The sequence below is a fragment of the Janthinobacterium foliorum genome, from assembly GCF_978021625.1.
Map to the genome: position 1 here is coordinate 46,964 of NZ_CDXDQE010000014.1, position 15,315 is coordinate 62,278.

Here is a 15,315-nt window from a genome sequence, read left to right on the forward strand (position 1 = left end):
TTTCGCATGGCAAACCCGCAAATGCCCCAAATACCGGGCGCAGCAGTTGTGACCGATACCCTCGACTTCGTGAAAAACCTGTGGGGCAGCATGAGCGTGCCTGGTATGGGCGTGCCCGGCATCACGGCGCCCACCATGTCCGTGGAAGAGCTGGACAAGAAGATCAACGACCTGAAGGCCGTCGAGGCGTGGCTGAACCTGAACACCAGCATGCTGCGCGGCAGTATCCAGGCGCTGGAAGTACAGCGCGGCACCATCGCCACCCTGAAGTCGATGGGAGCATCGTTAGCGGCCGCCATCACCCAGCCGGGCGCCAGCGACAAGTCGCTGTTCGAATCCGTGCCGTATGCATCCGCGTTTTTCCAGCAGGCGGCCCCTGCGGCGCCCGCCCCCGAAGCAAAATCCGCACCGGCACCCGCTCCCGCGCCGGAACCGGCCCCCGCAGCGGCAGCGGCAGCGCCCGGCGACGCCAGCAGCCATGCGGCAGCCCAGCTGGCCAATCCAAGTGCTTGGTGGAATTTGTTACAAGATCAGTTCAAGCAAGCCGTGTCGACGGCGATGTCGCCCGACGCGGCCAGTGCGGCAGCGGCCAGTTTTGGCGGCGGCGCGGCTGGCGCGACGGCCAGGCCGGCGACCGGCAAAGCCGCCAAGCCGGCAGAAGCTGGCACGGCAGCCAAGGCCAAGGCCCCGTTGCGCAAGGCGCCGGCAAAGCGCGCGGCACCCAAGTCCAGGACGCCAGGCAAGGCCTAGCCCCTCAAGTCGGCAATATGATCAGGCGATACGATGAATGCGGATCGCCTCGATCTGGTTGTCGGCCTGGCGTTTAACGTCACCGATCGTGATCAGGCCTTCGTCGGCCAGCGCCTTGGCGTGCTCGTACGAAGACTGGAATGTTTCCAGCGTGTCTCCCTTGGCGGCCACCGGGCGTACCCAGGCAACGGCGCCGACTTTCATTTTTTTGTATACTTCATTGACCACATCACGCATAGTTTCTTCCTTATTGTTGTAAAGCAACTCAAGCGCAGGCGAACCCACGCTGGCCCCTAGTTTATCATCCGGCACGCTGGCGCACGACTTTTCCCCCTTTTTCCGCCGCCGGCGGCGCTTTTTCCAGCACCACGGCCACCTCTTCCGGCCCGGGCGGGGGCGTCATTTGCACCAGCTGTTCCATCAATTGGGCGAAGCGCTGCTGCCCTGGTGCAATTTTGTCTACATACAACAACACTTCCATGGCTTCGGCCGCCAAGTCCGCCTGGTAGCCGCGCTGCTGCAAAAAGGAGACGATGATTTGCGCCGAATTGAACAGGATGCGCAGGTTGTTGGGCAGCTTCTCGCGCGCCGTGCGCATCCAGCTGACGGCTTCGTTGAGCTTGTCCGTCTTCCACAGCAGCACGCCCTTGTTCATCAAGTCCGACGCTTCCTTGCGCGAGGCGATGATCAGGCTCGTGCCCTCGTCGCCCATCTTCGCCTTGTCGAAGATCTTTTGCACCTCGTCCTGCACTACCTGGTTGTCGTGGTTGTTCTTCACCACGTAGCACAGCAGGCCGGCCGGCGCATCCTTCACGCCGACGGCGAACAGCAGGGTCGCCAGTTCCATGCAGATACTCTTTTCCGGCCGCGCCGGGTCCTCGGCCAGCATGGCTTCGAGCTCGTCGCCGCACTTGCGCGCGCGCCGGTAATCGCCCGTTTCGTGGTGCACCATGCCTTCCGTGATCTTCGCGCGCAGGCCGATCTGCTCGGGCGAGAATTCGCGCTGTGCCAGCAGCAACCACTGCAGCGCTTCCTTGGCATCCTTTTTGAGGCCGCACACGCGCGCCAGGCCCAGGTAGGCGTCCGGCGTCTTCATGACGGAAAATTCGCCGATGGAGATGCATTTGCGGAAAGCCTTTTCCGCCATGCTGACATTGCCTATTTTTAAGGCAGCCTGGCCCAGGTTGCGCTGGCGCGGCACGGAATTGGGCGACAGGCGCGCCGCCTTTTCCAGCACGCCGCACGCTTCCTCGTGCTGGCCCATCAGCTGGTAGGCGACGGCCATCTGGTCGTAGGCATCGATGTAATACTTGTTTTCGACGATGACGCCCTGGAAGATCTGCCGCGCCGCCTCATGCTCGCCGTTATTCATGCGGATCTTGCCCAGCCCCGCCCTGGCCCAGCTGTAGTCGCGCTCGGCCAGCACCTTTTCGTACACGGCGCGGGCCTTTTCCGGCTCGCCGCTCTTCAGCAGCAAACTGGCCTTCATGCGCAGCAGTTCCAGCTCGTGCAGCTTGTTGACCTCGATCTGCGCGTCGCACAGCTTGGCCGCGCGCAGATAATCCTTTTCCATGCATGCCTGGTCGATTTCGCGGAAGACCTGCTTCTTGTGCCAGACGCGGTTCAGGCGCGTGAGCAGCACGCCTTCCGTGATGGGCTTGATCAGGTAGGCGTCCGGCTGGTGCTCGGCGGCGCCCATCACGGATTCCACGCTTTTCTCGGCCGACACCATCAGCCATACGCTGGACGGCGCCGTCAGGTTGCGCACGCGCGTCTCTTCCAGCACTTGCTGGCCGTTCTTGCCTTCGCCCAGGTTGTAATCGCACAGCACCACGTCGTAGCGCGTCTTGGCCAGCAGCTTCATGGCTTCGCCGCCGCTGGCGGCCTGGTCGATATGGCGCGCGCCCAGGTTGCGCAGCGATTCGCGCAGCAGGATGCGGATGCCGATGAAGTCGTCGACCAGCAGATAATGCTTGTCGGCCCAGTCGGTGGTGCCCGCTTCGGCGGCGGTGGCGTGGCTGTCGGTCATGGCGTCCTCGCTCAGGGCAGGCGCAGGATGAAGCAGCCGCCGCCCAGGGCGCCGCCGTTTTCCAGGGCGATGCTGCCGCTACTGCCCCGGTGCTTGTGCATCTTCGCCACTTCGCTGGAAAAATACAGGCCCAGGCCCGTGCTGTTGGTGGAAAAGTTCACGCCGGCGGCCATGCCATCCATGGCCGCGCTGCCCGCGTCGAGCAAGGCTTGCGTATAGCCGTCGCCGTTGTCTTCCACGCGCAGCTCCAGCAAGCCGCCGGCCTCGCGCACCGACAGGCGGATCGTGTCGCGCGTGTAGCGGATGGCGTTGTTGATGGCATGTGCCAGCACGCCGATGACGAGGTCCTCGTCGAGGGTCCAGATCAGCTCCGGCGGACAGGCCGTCTCCAGGCGGATGCCCTTCGAGGCCAGCAGGATTTTTTCCTGGTCCACCACCTGGTCGATCACCTGGCCCACCAGCTGCGGCTGCACGTCGAAAGGATAGCCGGGCTTGCCCACTTCCTTGTACAGGGCCAGCAGCTGAATCAGGTTATCGTTGAGGCGCTTGGTCTGGTACAGCATCTGCGCCATCTGCAGGTAGGCGGGATCCGCTTGCGGGGACGCTTTCGCCTGCTCGGCCGCCAGCAGCGACTCCAGCGTGCCGCTGACCACGCTGATCGAGTTTTTCATGTCGTGCACGGTCGACGCCAGGAACAGGAAAAGCTCGGGCGAGCTGTGTTGATCTTCCACCGGATATCTCCTCGGGCGCCGGCGGCACGGCGCCGCGGCTTGAATATTGCCAAGGATAAATTATACCGCCAGCCTGCGGGCGCCTGCCAGCCGCGCGCAAAGTCCGTGAGTTGACGCAACAATGCCGCCCCCGCTGGCGCAGGGACGGCATGGCGCTGGCCCGGCAATGCCGTCAGCGCCGGGCAGCCGCCAGGCGTTTCACCACGGCGATCATGCGGTCGATCTCTTCGTACGTGTTGTAGAAGGCGAACGAGGGCCGCACGGTCGCCTCCACGCCGAAGCGGCGCAGGATAGGCTGGGCGCAGTGGTGGCCCGAACGCACGGCGATGCCCTCCTCGTTCAGGGCCTGCCCCACCTCCGCCGGCGCGTAGCCGGCCAGCACGAACGAGGCCACGCTGGCCTTGTCCAGCGCCGTGCCGATGAGGCGCACGCCGGCAATGGCTTGCAAGTGGTGCGTGGCGTAGTCCAGCAGCGCGTGCTCGTAGGCGGCGATGTTGTCCAGGCCGATGCGCTGCACGTAATCGATGGCTGCGCCCAGGCCCACGGCATCGGCGATATTGCCCGTGCCCGCCTCGAAGCGGTTCGGCACGCCCTGGTAGACGGTGCGCTCGAACGTCACGTCGGCGATCATGTTGCCGCCGCCCTGCCATGGCGGCAATTGCTCCAGCAAGTCCGCCTTGCCATACACGGCGCCGATGCCCGTCGGGCCGAACACTTTATGCCCCGAAAACACATAGAAATCGGCGCCCAGGGCCTGCACGTCCACGCGCAGGTGCGACACGGCTTGCGCGCCGTCGACCAGCACGCGCACGCCGGCCGCATGCGCCAGCGCGATGATCTGCGCCACGGGCGTCACGGTGCCCAGCGCATTCGACACCTGCGTCACGGACACCAGTTTCGTGCGTCCGTTGAGCAGCTGGCGGAATTCGTCGAGCAGTATCTGCCCGCTGTCGTCGGCGGGAATCACGCGCAGGGTCGCGCCCTTGTCGGCTGCCAGCTGCTGCCAAGGCACGATGTTGGCGTGGTGCTCCAGCTGCGAGACGATGATCTCGTCGCCGCTGCCGATGTACTTGCGGCCAAAGGTATTGGCGATCAGGTTGATGCCTTCCGTGGCGCCGCGCACGAAAATGATTTCATTGGCCGAGGCGGCGCCCAGAAAATTCGCCACCTTGGCGCGCGCCGCTTCATACGCATCGCTGGCGCGCGCCGCCAGGGCGTGCGCGGCGCGGTGGATGTTCGAATTCTCGTGCGCATAGAAATACGACACGCGGTCGATCACCGACTGCGGCTTGTGCGTGGTGGCCGCATTGTCGAACCAGGCCAGCGGCTTGCCGTTGACCCGTTCGGCCAGCACGGGAAAATCGCGCCGCACGGCATGCACGTCGAAAGGCGCGGGCGTCTGCTGCTGGCCTGCATGCCGCGCCGGCAGCGCGGTCTGGAAATAGAAGGCGGGCTGGCTGCCTGACGGCGCCACGGGCAGCTGGCGCGCGGGGGCGCGCTGCGGCGCGGCAAAGCGCCCTGTCAGATCCTCGGGCGCGGCCTGCCCCAGCCCCTGCTGCGCCAGGCCATCGAGCTTGCCGTTCGACGCCGGATAGCCGTGCGCGCCGCCGACAAAATAGTACGGCGACGGCGCAGCGAGGCCAGACGCGCGCGGCGTGGGAAGCGATGCGGGAGATGGCGCCATCGGCGCTTCCAGCGGCGCCGTCACGGGCGGCACCTGCGCCGTCGCCACGCCGGGGGCGATGGCGGCGAACGACGGGCCCGGCGGCGGCGGCGGGCGGTTTGCGTAGCGGGGCGCCGCATCGAGCACGCTGCCCGAGCCGCCCGGGCTGGGCGACTTGTCCAACGCGGGCGACAGGCCGGGAAGGCGCGCGAAAAACTCGCCCGCCAGGCGGTTCAGGGTCGCTTCATCAGGCAGGAAAGGGACGGCGGGCACGGCCGCCGCGCCATCACTTGTAGGTGTCCGGGTAGTCATGGTATTTACCGATCTCCACGTCTTCCAGTACGGCCAGCGCATCGTCGGTCAGCACGGCCAGCGAGCAATACAGCGAAATCAGGTAGGACGAAATCGCGTGGCGGTTGATGCCCATGAAGCGCACGGACAGGCCGGGGCTTTGTTCGCCCGCCAGGCCAGGCTGGAACAGGCCGATCACGCCCTGGCGCTGTTCGCCGGCGCGCAGCAGAATGATCTTCGTCTTGCCGTCTTCGATAGGCAGTTTGTCGGATGGCACCAGCGGCACGCCGCGCCAGGTGAGGAACTGGGAACCGAACAGGCTGACGGTGGGCGGCGGCACGCCGCGGCGCGTGCACTCGCGGCCAAAGGCGGCAATGGCCAGCGGGTGCGCGAGGAAGAAGCCCGGCTCCTTCCAGACCTTCGTCAGCAGCTCGTCGAGGTCGTCCGGCGTGGGCGCGCCCGTCAGCGTGAAGAGGCGCTGGTCGTCGTGCACGCTGGCCAGCAGGCCGTAGTCGGGATTGTTGATCAATTCGCTTTCCTGGCGCTCCTTGATCGTTTCGATGGTCAGGCGCAGCTGCTCCTTGATCTGGTCGTGCGGGCTGCTGTACAGGTCCGACACGCGCGTGTGCACGTCGAGCACCGTGCTGACGGCATTGAGGAAATACTCGCGCGGCTGCTCCTCGTAGTCGACGAAGGTTTGCGGCAGTTCCGACTCATCGCGCTGCGAGCAGGCCACGCGCACATCCTTCGGATTCCTGACGCGGTTGAGGCGGTAGATACCGGCTTCCACGGGCAGCCATTGCAGCAAATGCACCAGCCAGCGCGGCGTGATGGTGGACAGCTGGGGGACGCTCTTGCTTGCATTGGCCAGCTGGCGCGCGGCGTTATCGCCCAGCGCAAACTGGCTATCGGGGGTTGCTTCGGCCATCAACGGCTCCTCATGAGAAAAGTGAATATGCTTATCTGAAAAACAAATAAAGTATCCAGCGTCTCCTCTTTTCCCTCAACATGCTATCGCCATCAACGCGGCCTTCTCCAGCCTAATCCACCAGTTCCGGTTCGCAACGGGCCATCAAGCCCGCCAGGCCGATGCCCAGCGCGCCGGCCAGTTTTTCCACCGTCAGCAGCGACGGCGTGGCGGCGCCCCGCTCGATTTCGCCGATGAAGGAGCGGTTCAAGTCGGCCGCTTCGGCCAGCCGTTCCTGCGACCAGCCATGCCCTTCGCGCAACTGGCGCACGGCCAGGCCAAACTGTTTGATCAACATGCTGTCCTCATGGGTGGTGGGCAAAAGCGGGGTGCAATGGCGGCTGCAATTCTGGCGCCTCCTGCTGGTTATGGGCTTGCGTGATGTTGCTGCCGGGGGCGACGTTACGCGTCAGCCAGACGTTGCCGCCGATGACGGAACCCTGGCCGATGGTCACCCTGCCCAGTATCGTGGCGCCCGCATAGATGACCACGTCGTCCTGCACGATGGGATGGCGCGCCAGTCCTTTTTTCAGCACGCCGTCGTCGCCGGCGGGAAAGCGCTTGGCGCCCAGGGTGACGGCCTGGTAGATGCGCACCCGCTCACCGATGATGGCCGTCTCGCCGATCACCACGCCCGTGCCGTGGTCGATGAAAAAGCTCGCGCCGATGACGGCGCCCGGATGGATGTCGATGCCCGTCTGCGAATGGGCCACTTCGGCGATGATGCGTGCCACCAGCGGCGCGCCCAGCGCATACAGGGTGTGCGCCAGGCGGTAATGGATGATGGCCAGGATGCCCGGATAGCACAGCAGCACTTCATCGACGCTGTGCGCGGCCGGGTCGCCGTGGAAGGCGGCCGCCACGTCCGTGTCGAGCTGCGCGCGGATGCGCGGCAGCGCGCGGGCGAAGCGCTGCACGATGGCCAGCGCCTGCTGCTCCACGGGCACCGTCTGCTGCAAGCCGTGCTGGCGCGCGTGGTAGCTGAGCTCGCGCCGCACCTGTTCGTGCAAGCCCGTCAGGGTCGTGTCGAGCGTATGGCCGACAAAGAAATCCTCGCTTTCCTGCTGCAGGTCCAGCGGGCCCAGGCGCATGGGAAACAGGGCCGCGCACAGGGCGGTGACGATGTCGCGCAGATGCTGGCGCGACGGGAATTCGCGCGCGCCGCATTCCTGGTGGCGCAATAAACCGTCGCGCCAGCGCTCGCGCACGGCGCGCAATTCATCGACGATCTGGTGCAGTTCCCATTGCGGCTGTGCGGCAAGGGAAGCGGGAGGCAAGGCGCGCTGGTTCATGGTGCTCCTGAAGGGTGGATTAATCTTGCAGCCAGGGCAGCGCATGCCAGCGCCAGCCGCCGCTATGGCCGCGCTGCTGCTGCTCGTCGAGGTCGCCCTCGAAGCCCTGGGCGATATTGAAGACGTGCGTGAAGCCCGCCTTGGCGGCCGCTTCGGCGGCCAGCGCCGAGCGCTTGCCGCTGCGGCACAGCAGCACCACCACTGCCGCCTTGCCGCCCGCCTTCGCTTCCAGTTCGCGCACGAAGCGGGGGTTGCGGTTCATGGAAGTGCCTGTCGCCCACGCCACGTGCAGCGACCGCGGCACGTGGCCGACGAAGGTGCGCTCCTCGCTGGTGCGCACGTCGACCAGCACGGCCTTGCCGGCCTGCACCAGCTGCCACGCGTCCTGCGCGCTGACGATGCCCGCATACGGCAAGCCTTGCGCCTGCGCCTGGGTGCGCGCGTGATTCAGCACCGCGTCAAATGCCGCCTCGCCGTGCGCGGCGCGGGAATCGAATACCAGTTCTGTCGCTGCCATCATTCCACCTTTTATTCCGTCGTCAAAAACAAGCACGCGTTCACTGTAGCGAACTTATGTTGTTCGGAAAACAAATTAAAAAGAGTTTGGAAAGCTGAAAAACGTATATGGGGTCAGTTCCTTCGGAATCGGAATATGCCCCATTGGGGCATATCCCCCTGAGGGTCCGACGCCGGAACCCGCTTCCGGGTGCAATCAGGAAGCCCGGCGGCGCTCGCGCAGTAAAAATCGCGCAGGGTCGAGCGCGGCGGCCAGTTGTGTCTCCAGCGGCAGCGGCTCGCCCTCCAGCTGGCAGGCCAGCAGTTCAGCCGCCAGCGGCGCCCAGATCAGGCCGCGCGAGGCGTAGCCCAGCAAGCCATGCAGGCCGGGCCAGCGGGGCACGTCGCGCAGGCGCTCGCAGCGGCCCGGCACGCCGGGATCGGGCAAGGCGCCCGCCAGCGGCAGGCGGTCCGGCGCCACGCAGCGGAAACCCGTGCGTCCCGCCAGCGGCGCGGCGAACGCGGGCACGGCGAGGATGTCGGCGATCTTGAGGATATTTTCATGCTGGCTGGCCGCGCGCACGGTGTTGTCGTCATCGGCATCGTAGGTGGCGCCGACGCAGACGACGCCGTCATGCGCCGGCGTCATGTAGGCTTCGCGGCAGACGACAAACGGCACGGCCGGCAGCAAATCCGGCGGCAGATGCGTGACCTGTCCCCGCACGGCATCGAGCGGCAATCCGGCCGCCTGTTCGAAGTGCACGGCGCCCGTGCCGGCGGCCAGGATCACGGTAGGCGCCGCCGCGACCAGGGCGCCCTGCGCGTCGCGCACCAGCCATTCGTCTTCCACGCGTTCCAGGCGCAGGGCGCTGCTGGAAAAGCGCCGCGTCAGCAAAGGGCCGCAAGCGTCCAGCATGGCGGCACATACGGACGATGGGCGCGCCCAGCCGCCCTGCTCGAACCACCAGGCGCCATCGGGCGCCGGCGCGCCCAGCATGGCGGCGGCCTGCGGCGCTGCCAGCCAGCGGGCGAACTCCGGCGGATACACGCCGCTGGCGGCGATCTGCCGCTGCACGGCCGCATGCCCGGCATCGCGCGCCAGTTGCAGCACCCCGCATTGCGCGCCCTCGAAGGCGGTGCCGATGCCGCCCAGGTCCTGCCAGTAGCGCCGCGCGTACAGGTAGGCGGCGCGCACCAGGCGCGTGGCGATGTTGTCGTCCTTCGACAGCTGCGGCATGAAGATGCCGGCCAGATTGCCCGAGGCTTCGCTGGCCGGCTGCGCATGGCGTTCGATCAAGGTCATTTTCCAGCCGCGCGCGGCCAGCCGTTCGCAGGCGGCGGCGCCGGCCACGCCTGCGCCGATGACAATGGCGCGCCGCTCGGGCGCCGCGCTGGCCACCTGCTCTGCCCGCCGCGCATAAAACACGGCGCGCAGGCGGCTCTCGTCAAACACAAAACCGTTCTTTTGCAGCGCCGCGCGCTGCGCCTCGTCCAGGTGCACGGCATCGAGCCGGCCGCCATCGGCCATCAGCCGCGCCAGCACCGCCGCCGCTTCGGGCACGCACGCCAGGTGCACTTCATCGATGCGCGCCGACAGCTGCGCCAGGCAGGCTTCCGGCTCGCCGATCAGCACATCGAGCGTGACGAGGCCATCGCGCGAGGCCATGCGGTGCAGGCCGGGCACGCAGGGCGGCCATTGGCGGCGCCACTCGTCCGGCAGATGGCTGGCATCGACGGGACGCGGCGCCAGCGCGATGTAATGCAGGCGGCGCCCGCCATGCGCGGCACAGGCGGCGTGAAACCGCGCGCCGTCGAAGTCCGTGTCGAGCATGACCAGCACCTGGCGCATCATCGCCCCGCGCGGCAAAAACAGGCGGGCGCGTGGTCATTGACCATGCCGATGCCCTGCATGTAGGCGTAGATGATGGTCGAACCGACAAACTTGAAGCCGCGCTTGAGCAAGTCTTTCGACAGCTGGTCCGACAAGGCCGTCTTGGCGGGAAACTCGCCCGGCAGCCAGCTGTTGACGATGGGCTGGCCATCCACGTACGCCCACAGGAAGCCGTCCAGGGTTTGCCCTTCCGCCCGCAGGCGCAGATAGGCTTGCGCATTCGTGATGGCCGCCGCCACCTTCAGCCGGTTGCGCACGATGCCGGGGTCCGCCAGCAGCTGCGCCACCTTCTCCGGGCCATACGCGGCGATCTTTTCCGCGTCCCAGCCGTCGAAGGCGGCGCGGTAGGTTTCGCGCTTGTTGAGGATGGTTTCCCAGCTCAGGCCAGCCTGCGCCCCTTCCAGGTTCAGCATCTCGAACAGGCGCCGCTCATCGTGGCAGGGCACGCCCCACTCCGTATCGTGGTAGTCGAGGTAGCGGGGATTGGCCGGATTGGCCCAGGAGCAGCGGGTAATGGTCGCGGTCTTCGTCATGGTCGTGGTCTTCGTGTGCAGGCATGCGCCAGTATAGTTTATCGGCCGCGCAGGATGCGTCCCAGCTCCTGCAAGCCGTGCGCCATTTCCGCGGGAGGAATGGCGGCAAAGCCCAGCAGCAGACCCGGCGGCGCGATGCAAGCCGGTCCGGCCAGCGGATCGGCATAGTGGCCCAGCGGGCGCAGCTCGATGCCCCGCGCCAGCCCTGCCCGCGACACCGCCTCCTCGTCATGCCCGCCGCGAAAATACGCGCACAAATCCAGGCCGCTGTCGGCCGGACCGCATGTGAGCTGCTCATCGAGTTCGCGCGCGATGCCGCGCACCAGCGCGTCGCGCCGCTGCGCATTGCTGTCGCGCGTGCGGCGGACATGCCGGCCGAAGTGTCCCTCGGCGATGAAATCGGCCAGCGCCATCTGCGGCACGATGGCCGTGTGCCGGTCCATCACGGCCTTGGCCTGCACCAGCGCCTCGGCCAGCGCGGGCGGCGCCACCATGTAGCCCAGGCGCAGTCCCGGGAACAGCACCTTCGACAGGGTCCCCACGTAGACCACGCAGCCATCGCGGTCCAGGCTTTGCAGGGACGCCAGCGGCGCGCCCGCGTAGCGGTATTCGCTGTCGTAATCGTCTTCCACCACCCACGCCTTGCTGCGCGCCGCCCAGGCCAGCAAGGCCAGGCGGCGCGGCAAGCTCATGCTCACGCCCAGCGGCATCTGGTGCGACGGCGTCACGTAGGCCAGCTTCGCCTGCGGACAGCGCGCCACGCCGTACGCCACGTCCAGCCCCTGCGCATCGACGGGCACGGGAAACACGCGCGCGCCGGCCGCGCGCAAGGGGCCGCTGGCGCCCCGGTAGCCGGGAGACTCCATCCAGGCGGCGTCGCCCGGCGCCAGCAATATGGTCGACAGCAGGAACAGCGCCTGCTGCGAGCCGGAGGTGATGACGATCTGCTGCGGCGTGCAGTGAATGCCGCGCGAGGCCTTCAGGTACACGCACAGCAGTTCGCGCAGCGGCAGGAAACCGGCCGGATCGCTGTAGCCGAACTGGTGGTCGGGACGGCGCCAGCGCCGCGCTTCCAGGCGGTTCCACACGTCGAACGGAAAATGGTCGATGCGCGGCATGCCGACGCGGAAGGCGCGCAGCGGCCCCCGGTGAAACGCCACCTGGCGCATGGCCGTCACCACGCCCTGCCCGCGCGCGGACAGGGGCCGCAGCAAGCCGGGCGCGCCGGCCGCCGGCGGCACGGGCCGCGGCACGGCCGCGCTGATGAAGGTGCCGCGCCCGACGGCGCCATCGAGATAGCCTTCGGCCGCCAGCTGCGCATACGCATTGAGCACCGTCTGGCGCGACACGCCCAGCAGGCGGCAAAAGTCGCGCGTTGGCGGCAGCTGCATGCCCGGCGGCAGGCTGCCCGCCAGGATGGCCGCCTTGATGGCGCCATACAGCTGACGGAACAGCGGCTCGGCTGCGCTTCGGTCCAGCGGCAAGGCGGCGATGATCTGGTTCATATGGGAGGCTGGCATGGGAGAACGCTTGAATTGGTAGCTTCAAGATAGCATTTATTGGCTATTTTAAATAGCCAAAACTGGGATTAAGATGAGGCTCCGATTCCTTACATGCTGGAGCCTTCATGCAGCAGTTTTTCGCCACCGTGGCCTGGCAGCGCGACGGCCAGGATTTCGCCGGGCAGCGCTACAGCCGTGGCCACGCCTGGCAATTCGACGGCGGCCTGACGGTGCCGGCCTCGTCGTCGCCCCTGTCCGTGCCGCTGCCCATGTCGGTCGCGGCCAACGTCGACCCGGAAGAAGCGCTGGTGGCAGCCACGTCCAGCTGCCACATGCTGTTCTTCCTGTCGCTGGCGGCGCAGCGCGGCTTCATCATCGACGACTACCGCGATGCGGCCGTCGGCGAACTGGGCAAGAATGCCCGGGGCCGCCTGGCCATGACGCGCATCGTGCTGCGCCCGCGCATCGTCTTCGCGGGAACGCCGCCATCGCCCGAGGCCCTGGCCGCCCTGCACCACGATGCGCACGAGCGCTGCTACATCGCCAATTCGCTGACGGCCGATGTCGTCGTCGAGGAGGCCTAGATGTACACGCCCGCCAGCTTTCGCGAAGAACGGCTCGATGTGCTGCATGGCCTGATGGCGGCCCATCCGCTGGGGGCGCTGGTGCGCCACGGCGACGATGGCCTGTGCGCCGACCATGTGCCGTTCGAGATCGTCGCGCCCACGCCTGACGCCCCATTCGGCATGCTGCGCGCCCACGTGGCGCGCGCCAATCCGCTATGGCGTGCCGCCGGCCGTGACTGCATGGTGATTTTCCAGGGACCGCACGCCTACATCACGCCCGCCTGGTATGCGGAAAAACAGCGCAGCGGCAAGGAAGTCCCCACCTTCAGTTACGCGGTCGTGCATGCGCATGGTCCCCTGCGCGCCATCGACGATGCGGCGTGGCTGCTGGGACTGGTGGAGCGGCTGACGGCGCGCCATGAGGCGGGCCAGCCGGCGCCGTGGCAAGTGGCCGATGCGCCGGCCGATTACATCGGCAAGCTCCTGAAAGCCATCGTCGGCATCGAGATTCCCCTCGCGCGCATCACGGGCAAATGGAAGCTGGGGCAGAACCACAGCATGCAGGACCAGGCCAGCATGGCGCACGGCCTGGCGCTGGACCATCAACCCGGCGCGGCCCGGGCCCTGGGCGCGCTGATCGCCGCCAACGTCAAGACAAGCAGCTGACGGCCGCCGAGAACGTCAAAAACGACAGCGCCGTCGACACCAGGATGATGTGGGCGATGCGCGCGGCGCTGTGCTCACGATGCTGCGCAAGGCGCGCGGCGCGGCCTGCGGCACCCCACAAACCGTCACGCCAGCCAGCTGACGGCCGCCGAAAACGTCAAGAACGACAGCGCCGTCGACACCAGGATGATGCGGGCGATGCGCGCAGCGCTGTGCTCACGATGATGCGCAAGGCGCGCGGCGCGGCCCGCGGCACCCCACAAACCGTCACGCCAGCCAGCTGACGGCCGCCGAAAACGTCAAGAACGACAGCGCCGTCGACACCAGGATGATGCGGGCGAGGCGCGAGGCGCGGCCCGCGACATTGCACAAACCGTCACGCCAGCCAGCTGACGGCCGCCGAGAACGTCAAGAACGACAGCGCCGTCGACACCAGGATGATGCGGGCGATGCGCGCCGTGTTCGCGCCGAAGCGCTCGGACAGCAGGATGACGTTGCTGGCGCTGGGCAGGCAAGCCACCAGCACCATGCAGGTCAGGGCGAACGGGTCGAGCGGCGCGCCCAGGGCGATGGCGGCGTGGCCCATGCCCCACACGAGCAGCGGGTGCAGCAGCAGTTTTTTCAGCGCCACGGGCACATATTCCCCCAGCGGCGCGGGGTCGGCAGTGCTCAGCTGCGAACGGGCCAGCACGGCGCCGATGGTAAACAGGGCCACCGGCGAGGCGGCATCGGCCAGCAGGCCCACCGTCTGCATCAATGGCTTGGGCAAGGCCAGCTCCAGCCACGACGACAAGGCGCCCAGCACGATGGCCCACGGCATCGGGTTGCCCGCCATGCCCTTCAGGGCATTCGTCACGGCGGCCCGGCCGCCCTGCGCGCCGCCGCTGCCGATGCGCGACAGGGCGATGCACAGCGAGCTCGTGATGAGCATGTCGACGACGATGGTGACGATGACGGGGCCCGAGGAACGGGGACCGAGCAAGGTCAGCAGCAATGGCACGCCCATGAAGCCCGTGTTCGGAAACGCCGCCACCAGCGAACCGAAGGCGGCATTGTTCCAGTCGATGCGGTGGCTCAGGGTCATGGCCATGGTGACGCCGACCATGATCAGGGCGCACAGCAAATACACGCCGAAGACGCTGGCGTCGAGCAGCTGCGCGATGGGCGTGGCCGCGCCGAAGCGATACAGCATGCACGGCAGCGCAAAGTACAGCACGAAGCTGTTCAAGCCGCCGATGGCGGCCAGCGGCAGCAGCGTGCGCCGCACGGCCAGGTAGCCGCACAGCACCAGGGCGAAGAAGGGAAAGGTAATGGCAAGAACGGTCAGCATGGAGCGCCATTGTAGCGCTCCCCAGGGCGCACCCTCCTGGCGCAAAAAAAGGCCGCTCGCGCGGCCCAAGGAGGTTTCGGCAAAAACGGGACTGCTTATTTCGGCTTGAGCTGGGCGCGGATCTCGCCGGCCGGATAGGCGGCACTGTGCACGTTCACGTACAGGTTGCCGGCCTGGTAGCTCGCATACTGGGGCGGCGTCAGCAGGGTGCCGGCCGGCACGGCAAACATGCCGGCGCCCGTCTGCACCAGGGGCACGATGACGGGACCATTGGCGCCGACGGGCGCTTCATGGATATGCGCCACGGTGGCGACCAGGCCCGTGTAGCGCACGCCGCCGGTGACGCTGCGGTCTGGCGCCACGCGGATATTGCTGCTGCCGCTGGCCGTGCTGGTATTGGCCGGCACTTCCTGCGCGCCCGTCAGGGTGACGTCATGCTCGCCCGGGTGGTGCGGACCATGGGAACAGGCGCCCAGCAGGGCGGCCAGCGCCAGCACGCTGGCGGCGCGGCTGGCGTGTCGTTGCAATGCACTCATCGCAGCTCTCCTTCAACGGACATCGGATCACGGATGGCGCCATGCCCGCTGAGCCGGGCGTACGCCGCACTTG

16 protein-coding genes are annotated in these 15,315 nt (G+C 67.1%); 3 read left to right on the top strand and 13 right to left on the bottom strand.

Going from position 1 to position 15,315, the window contains the following annotated elements; translation table 11 throughout:
- Positions 1-48: 48 nt before the first annotated feature.
- On the top strand, positions 49-750 hold the full coding sequence (locus ACZ92H_RS23730) for a PhaM family polyhydroxyalkanoate granule multifunctional regulatory protein (protein ID WP_465051309.1): 702 nt from the start codon (positions 49-51) through the stop codon (positions 748-750).
- Positions 751-771: 21 nt separating this feature from the next.
- Here ACZ92H_RS23730 and ACZ92H_RS23735 read toward each other — a convergent pair whose 3' ends face one another.
- The 11 genes from ACZ92H_RS23735 to pdxR all read right to left on the bottom strand — a co-directional run bounded on the left by ACZ92H_RS23735 (position 772) and on the right by pdxR (position 12,162).
- Positions 772-987: a hypothetical protein gene (locus ACZ92H_RS23735; RefSeq protein ID WP_034753454.1), complete on the bottom strand. Its 216-nt coding sequence runs from the start codon at positions 985-987 to the stop codon at positions 772-774.
- A 64-nt stretch (positions 988-1,051) separates the two neighbouring features.
- Entirely contained in the window at positions 1,052-2,779 is a 1,728-nt protein-coding gene (locus tag ACZ92H_RS23740; RefSeq protein WP_465051308.1) for a response regulator, read from the bottom strand.
- Between the two features lie 11 nt (positions 2,780-2,790).
- Entirely contained in the window at positions 2,791-3,510 is a 720-nt protein-coding gene (locus tag ACZ92H_RS23745; RefSeq protein WP_131375803.1) for a sensor histidine kinase, read from the bottom strand.
- 172 nt (positions 3,511-3,682) lie between these two features.
- The gene (locus tag ACZ92H_RS23750; RefSeq protein ID WP_465051307.1) at positions 3,683-5,485 is read right to left on the bottom strand and encodes a family 2A encapsulin nanocompartment cargo protein cysteine desulfurase; all 1,803 of its coding nucleotides are present in this window, start codon (positions 5,483-5,485) and stop codon (positions 3,683-3,685) included.
- Entirely contained in the window at positions 5,460-6,392 is a 933-nt protein-coding gene (locus ACZ92H_RS23755; protein ID WP_465051306.1) for a family 2A encapsulin nanocompartment shell protein, read from the bottom strand. The genes ACZ92H_RS23750 and ACZ92H_RS23755 overlap by 26 nt, the downstream gene beginning before the upstream one ends.
- 112 nt (positions 6,393-6,504) lie before the next feature.
- On the bottom strand, positions 6,505-6,729 hold the full coding sequence (locus ACZ92H_RS23760; RefSeq protein WP_034784364.1) for a helix-turn-helix domain-containing protein: 225 nt from the start codon (positions 6,727-6,729) through the stop codon (positions 6,505-6,507).
- 7 nt (positions 6,730-6,736) lie between these two features.
- Positions 6,737-7,723: a serine O-acetyltransferase EpsC gene (epsC, locus tag ACZ92H_RS23765; protein WP_465051305.1), complete on the bottom strand. Its 987-nt coding sequence runs from the start codon at positions 7,721-7,723 to the stop codon at positions 6,737-6,739.
- Between the two features lie 19 nt (positions 7,724-7,742).
- Complete coding sequence (locus ACZ92H_RS23770; protein WP_465051335.1) at positions 7,743-8,240, bottom strand: rhodanese-like domain-containing protein; 498 nt, start codon at positions 8,238-8,240, stop codon at positions 7,743-7,745.
- A gap of 195 nt (positions 8,241-8,435) precedes the next feature.
- Complete coding sequence (mnmC1, locus tag ACZ92H_RS23775; protein ID WP_465052378.1) at positions 8,436-10,070, bottom strand: FAD-dependent 5-carboxymethylaminomethyl-2-thiouridine(34) oxidoreductase MnmC1; 1,635 nt, start codon at positions 10,068-10,070, stop codon at positions 8,436-8,438.
- Positions 10,067-10,642: a DNA-3-methyladenine glycosylase I gene (locus ACZ92H_RS23780; protein ID WP_131375795.1), complete on the bottom strand. Its 576-nt coding sequence runs from the start codon at positions 10,640-10,642 to the stop codon at positions 10,067-10,069. Before ACZ92H_RS23780 ends, mnmC1 begins: the two co-directional genes overlap by 4 nt.
- 38 nt (positions 10,643-10,680) lie before the next feature.
- Positions 10,681-12,162, bottom strand: a complete 1,482-nt coding sequence (pdxR, locus tag ACZ92H_RS23785) for a MocR-like pyridoxine biosynthesis transcription factor PdxR (RefSeq protein ID WP_465051303.1) — start codon at positions 12,160-12,162, stop codon at positions 10,681-10,683.
- A gap of 107 nt (positions 12,163-12,269) precedes the next feature.
- Here pdxR and ACZ92H_RS23790 point away from each other — a divergent pair, with 107 nt between their 5' ends.
- Both ACZ92H_RS23790 and ACZ92H_RS23795 read left to right on the top strand, forming a co-directional pair.
- Entirely contained in the window at positions 12,270-12,728 is a 459-nt protein-coding gene (locus ACZ92H_RS23790; RefSeq protein WP_465051302.1) for an OsmC family protein, read from the top strand.
- A complete protein-coding gene (locus tag ACZ92H_RS23795) occupies positions 12,729-13,376 on the top strand; it encodes an FMN-binding negative transcriptional regulator (RefSeq protein WP_465051301.1) in 648 nt (215 codons plus the stop codon).
- A 376-nt stretch (positions 13,377-13,752) separates the two neighbouring features.
- Here the strand turns inward: ACZ92H_RS23795 and ACZ92H_RS23800 are convergent, their stop codons facing one another.
- Both ACZ92H_RS23800 and ACZ92H_RS23805 read right to left on the bottom strand, forming a co-directional pair.
- Complete coding sequence (locus tag ACZ92H_RS23800) at positions 13,753-14,706, bottom strand: AEC family transporter (RefSeq protein ID WP_465051300.1); 954 nt, start codon at positions 14,704-14,706, stop codon at positions 13,753-13,755.
- A 95-nt stretch (positions 14,707-14,801) separates the two neighbouring features.
- Positions 14,802-15,242, bottom strand: a complete 441-nt coding sequence (locus tag ACZ92H_RS23805; protein WP_465051299.1) for a CHRD domain-containing protein — start codon at positions 15,240-15,242, stop codon at positions 14,802-14,804.
- Between the last annotated feature and the right edge of the window lie 73 nt (positions 15,243-15,315).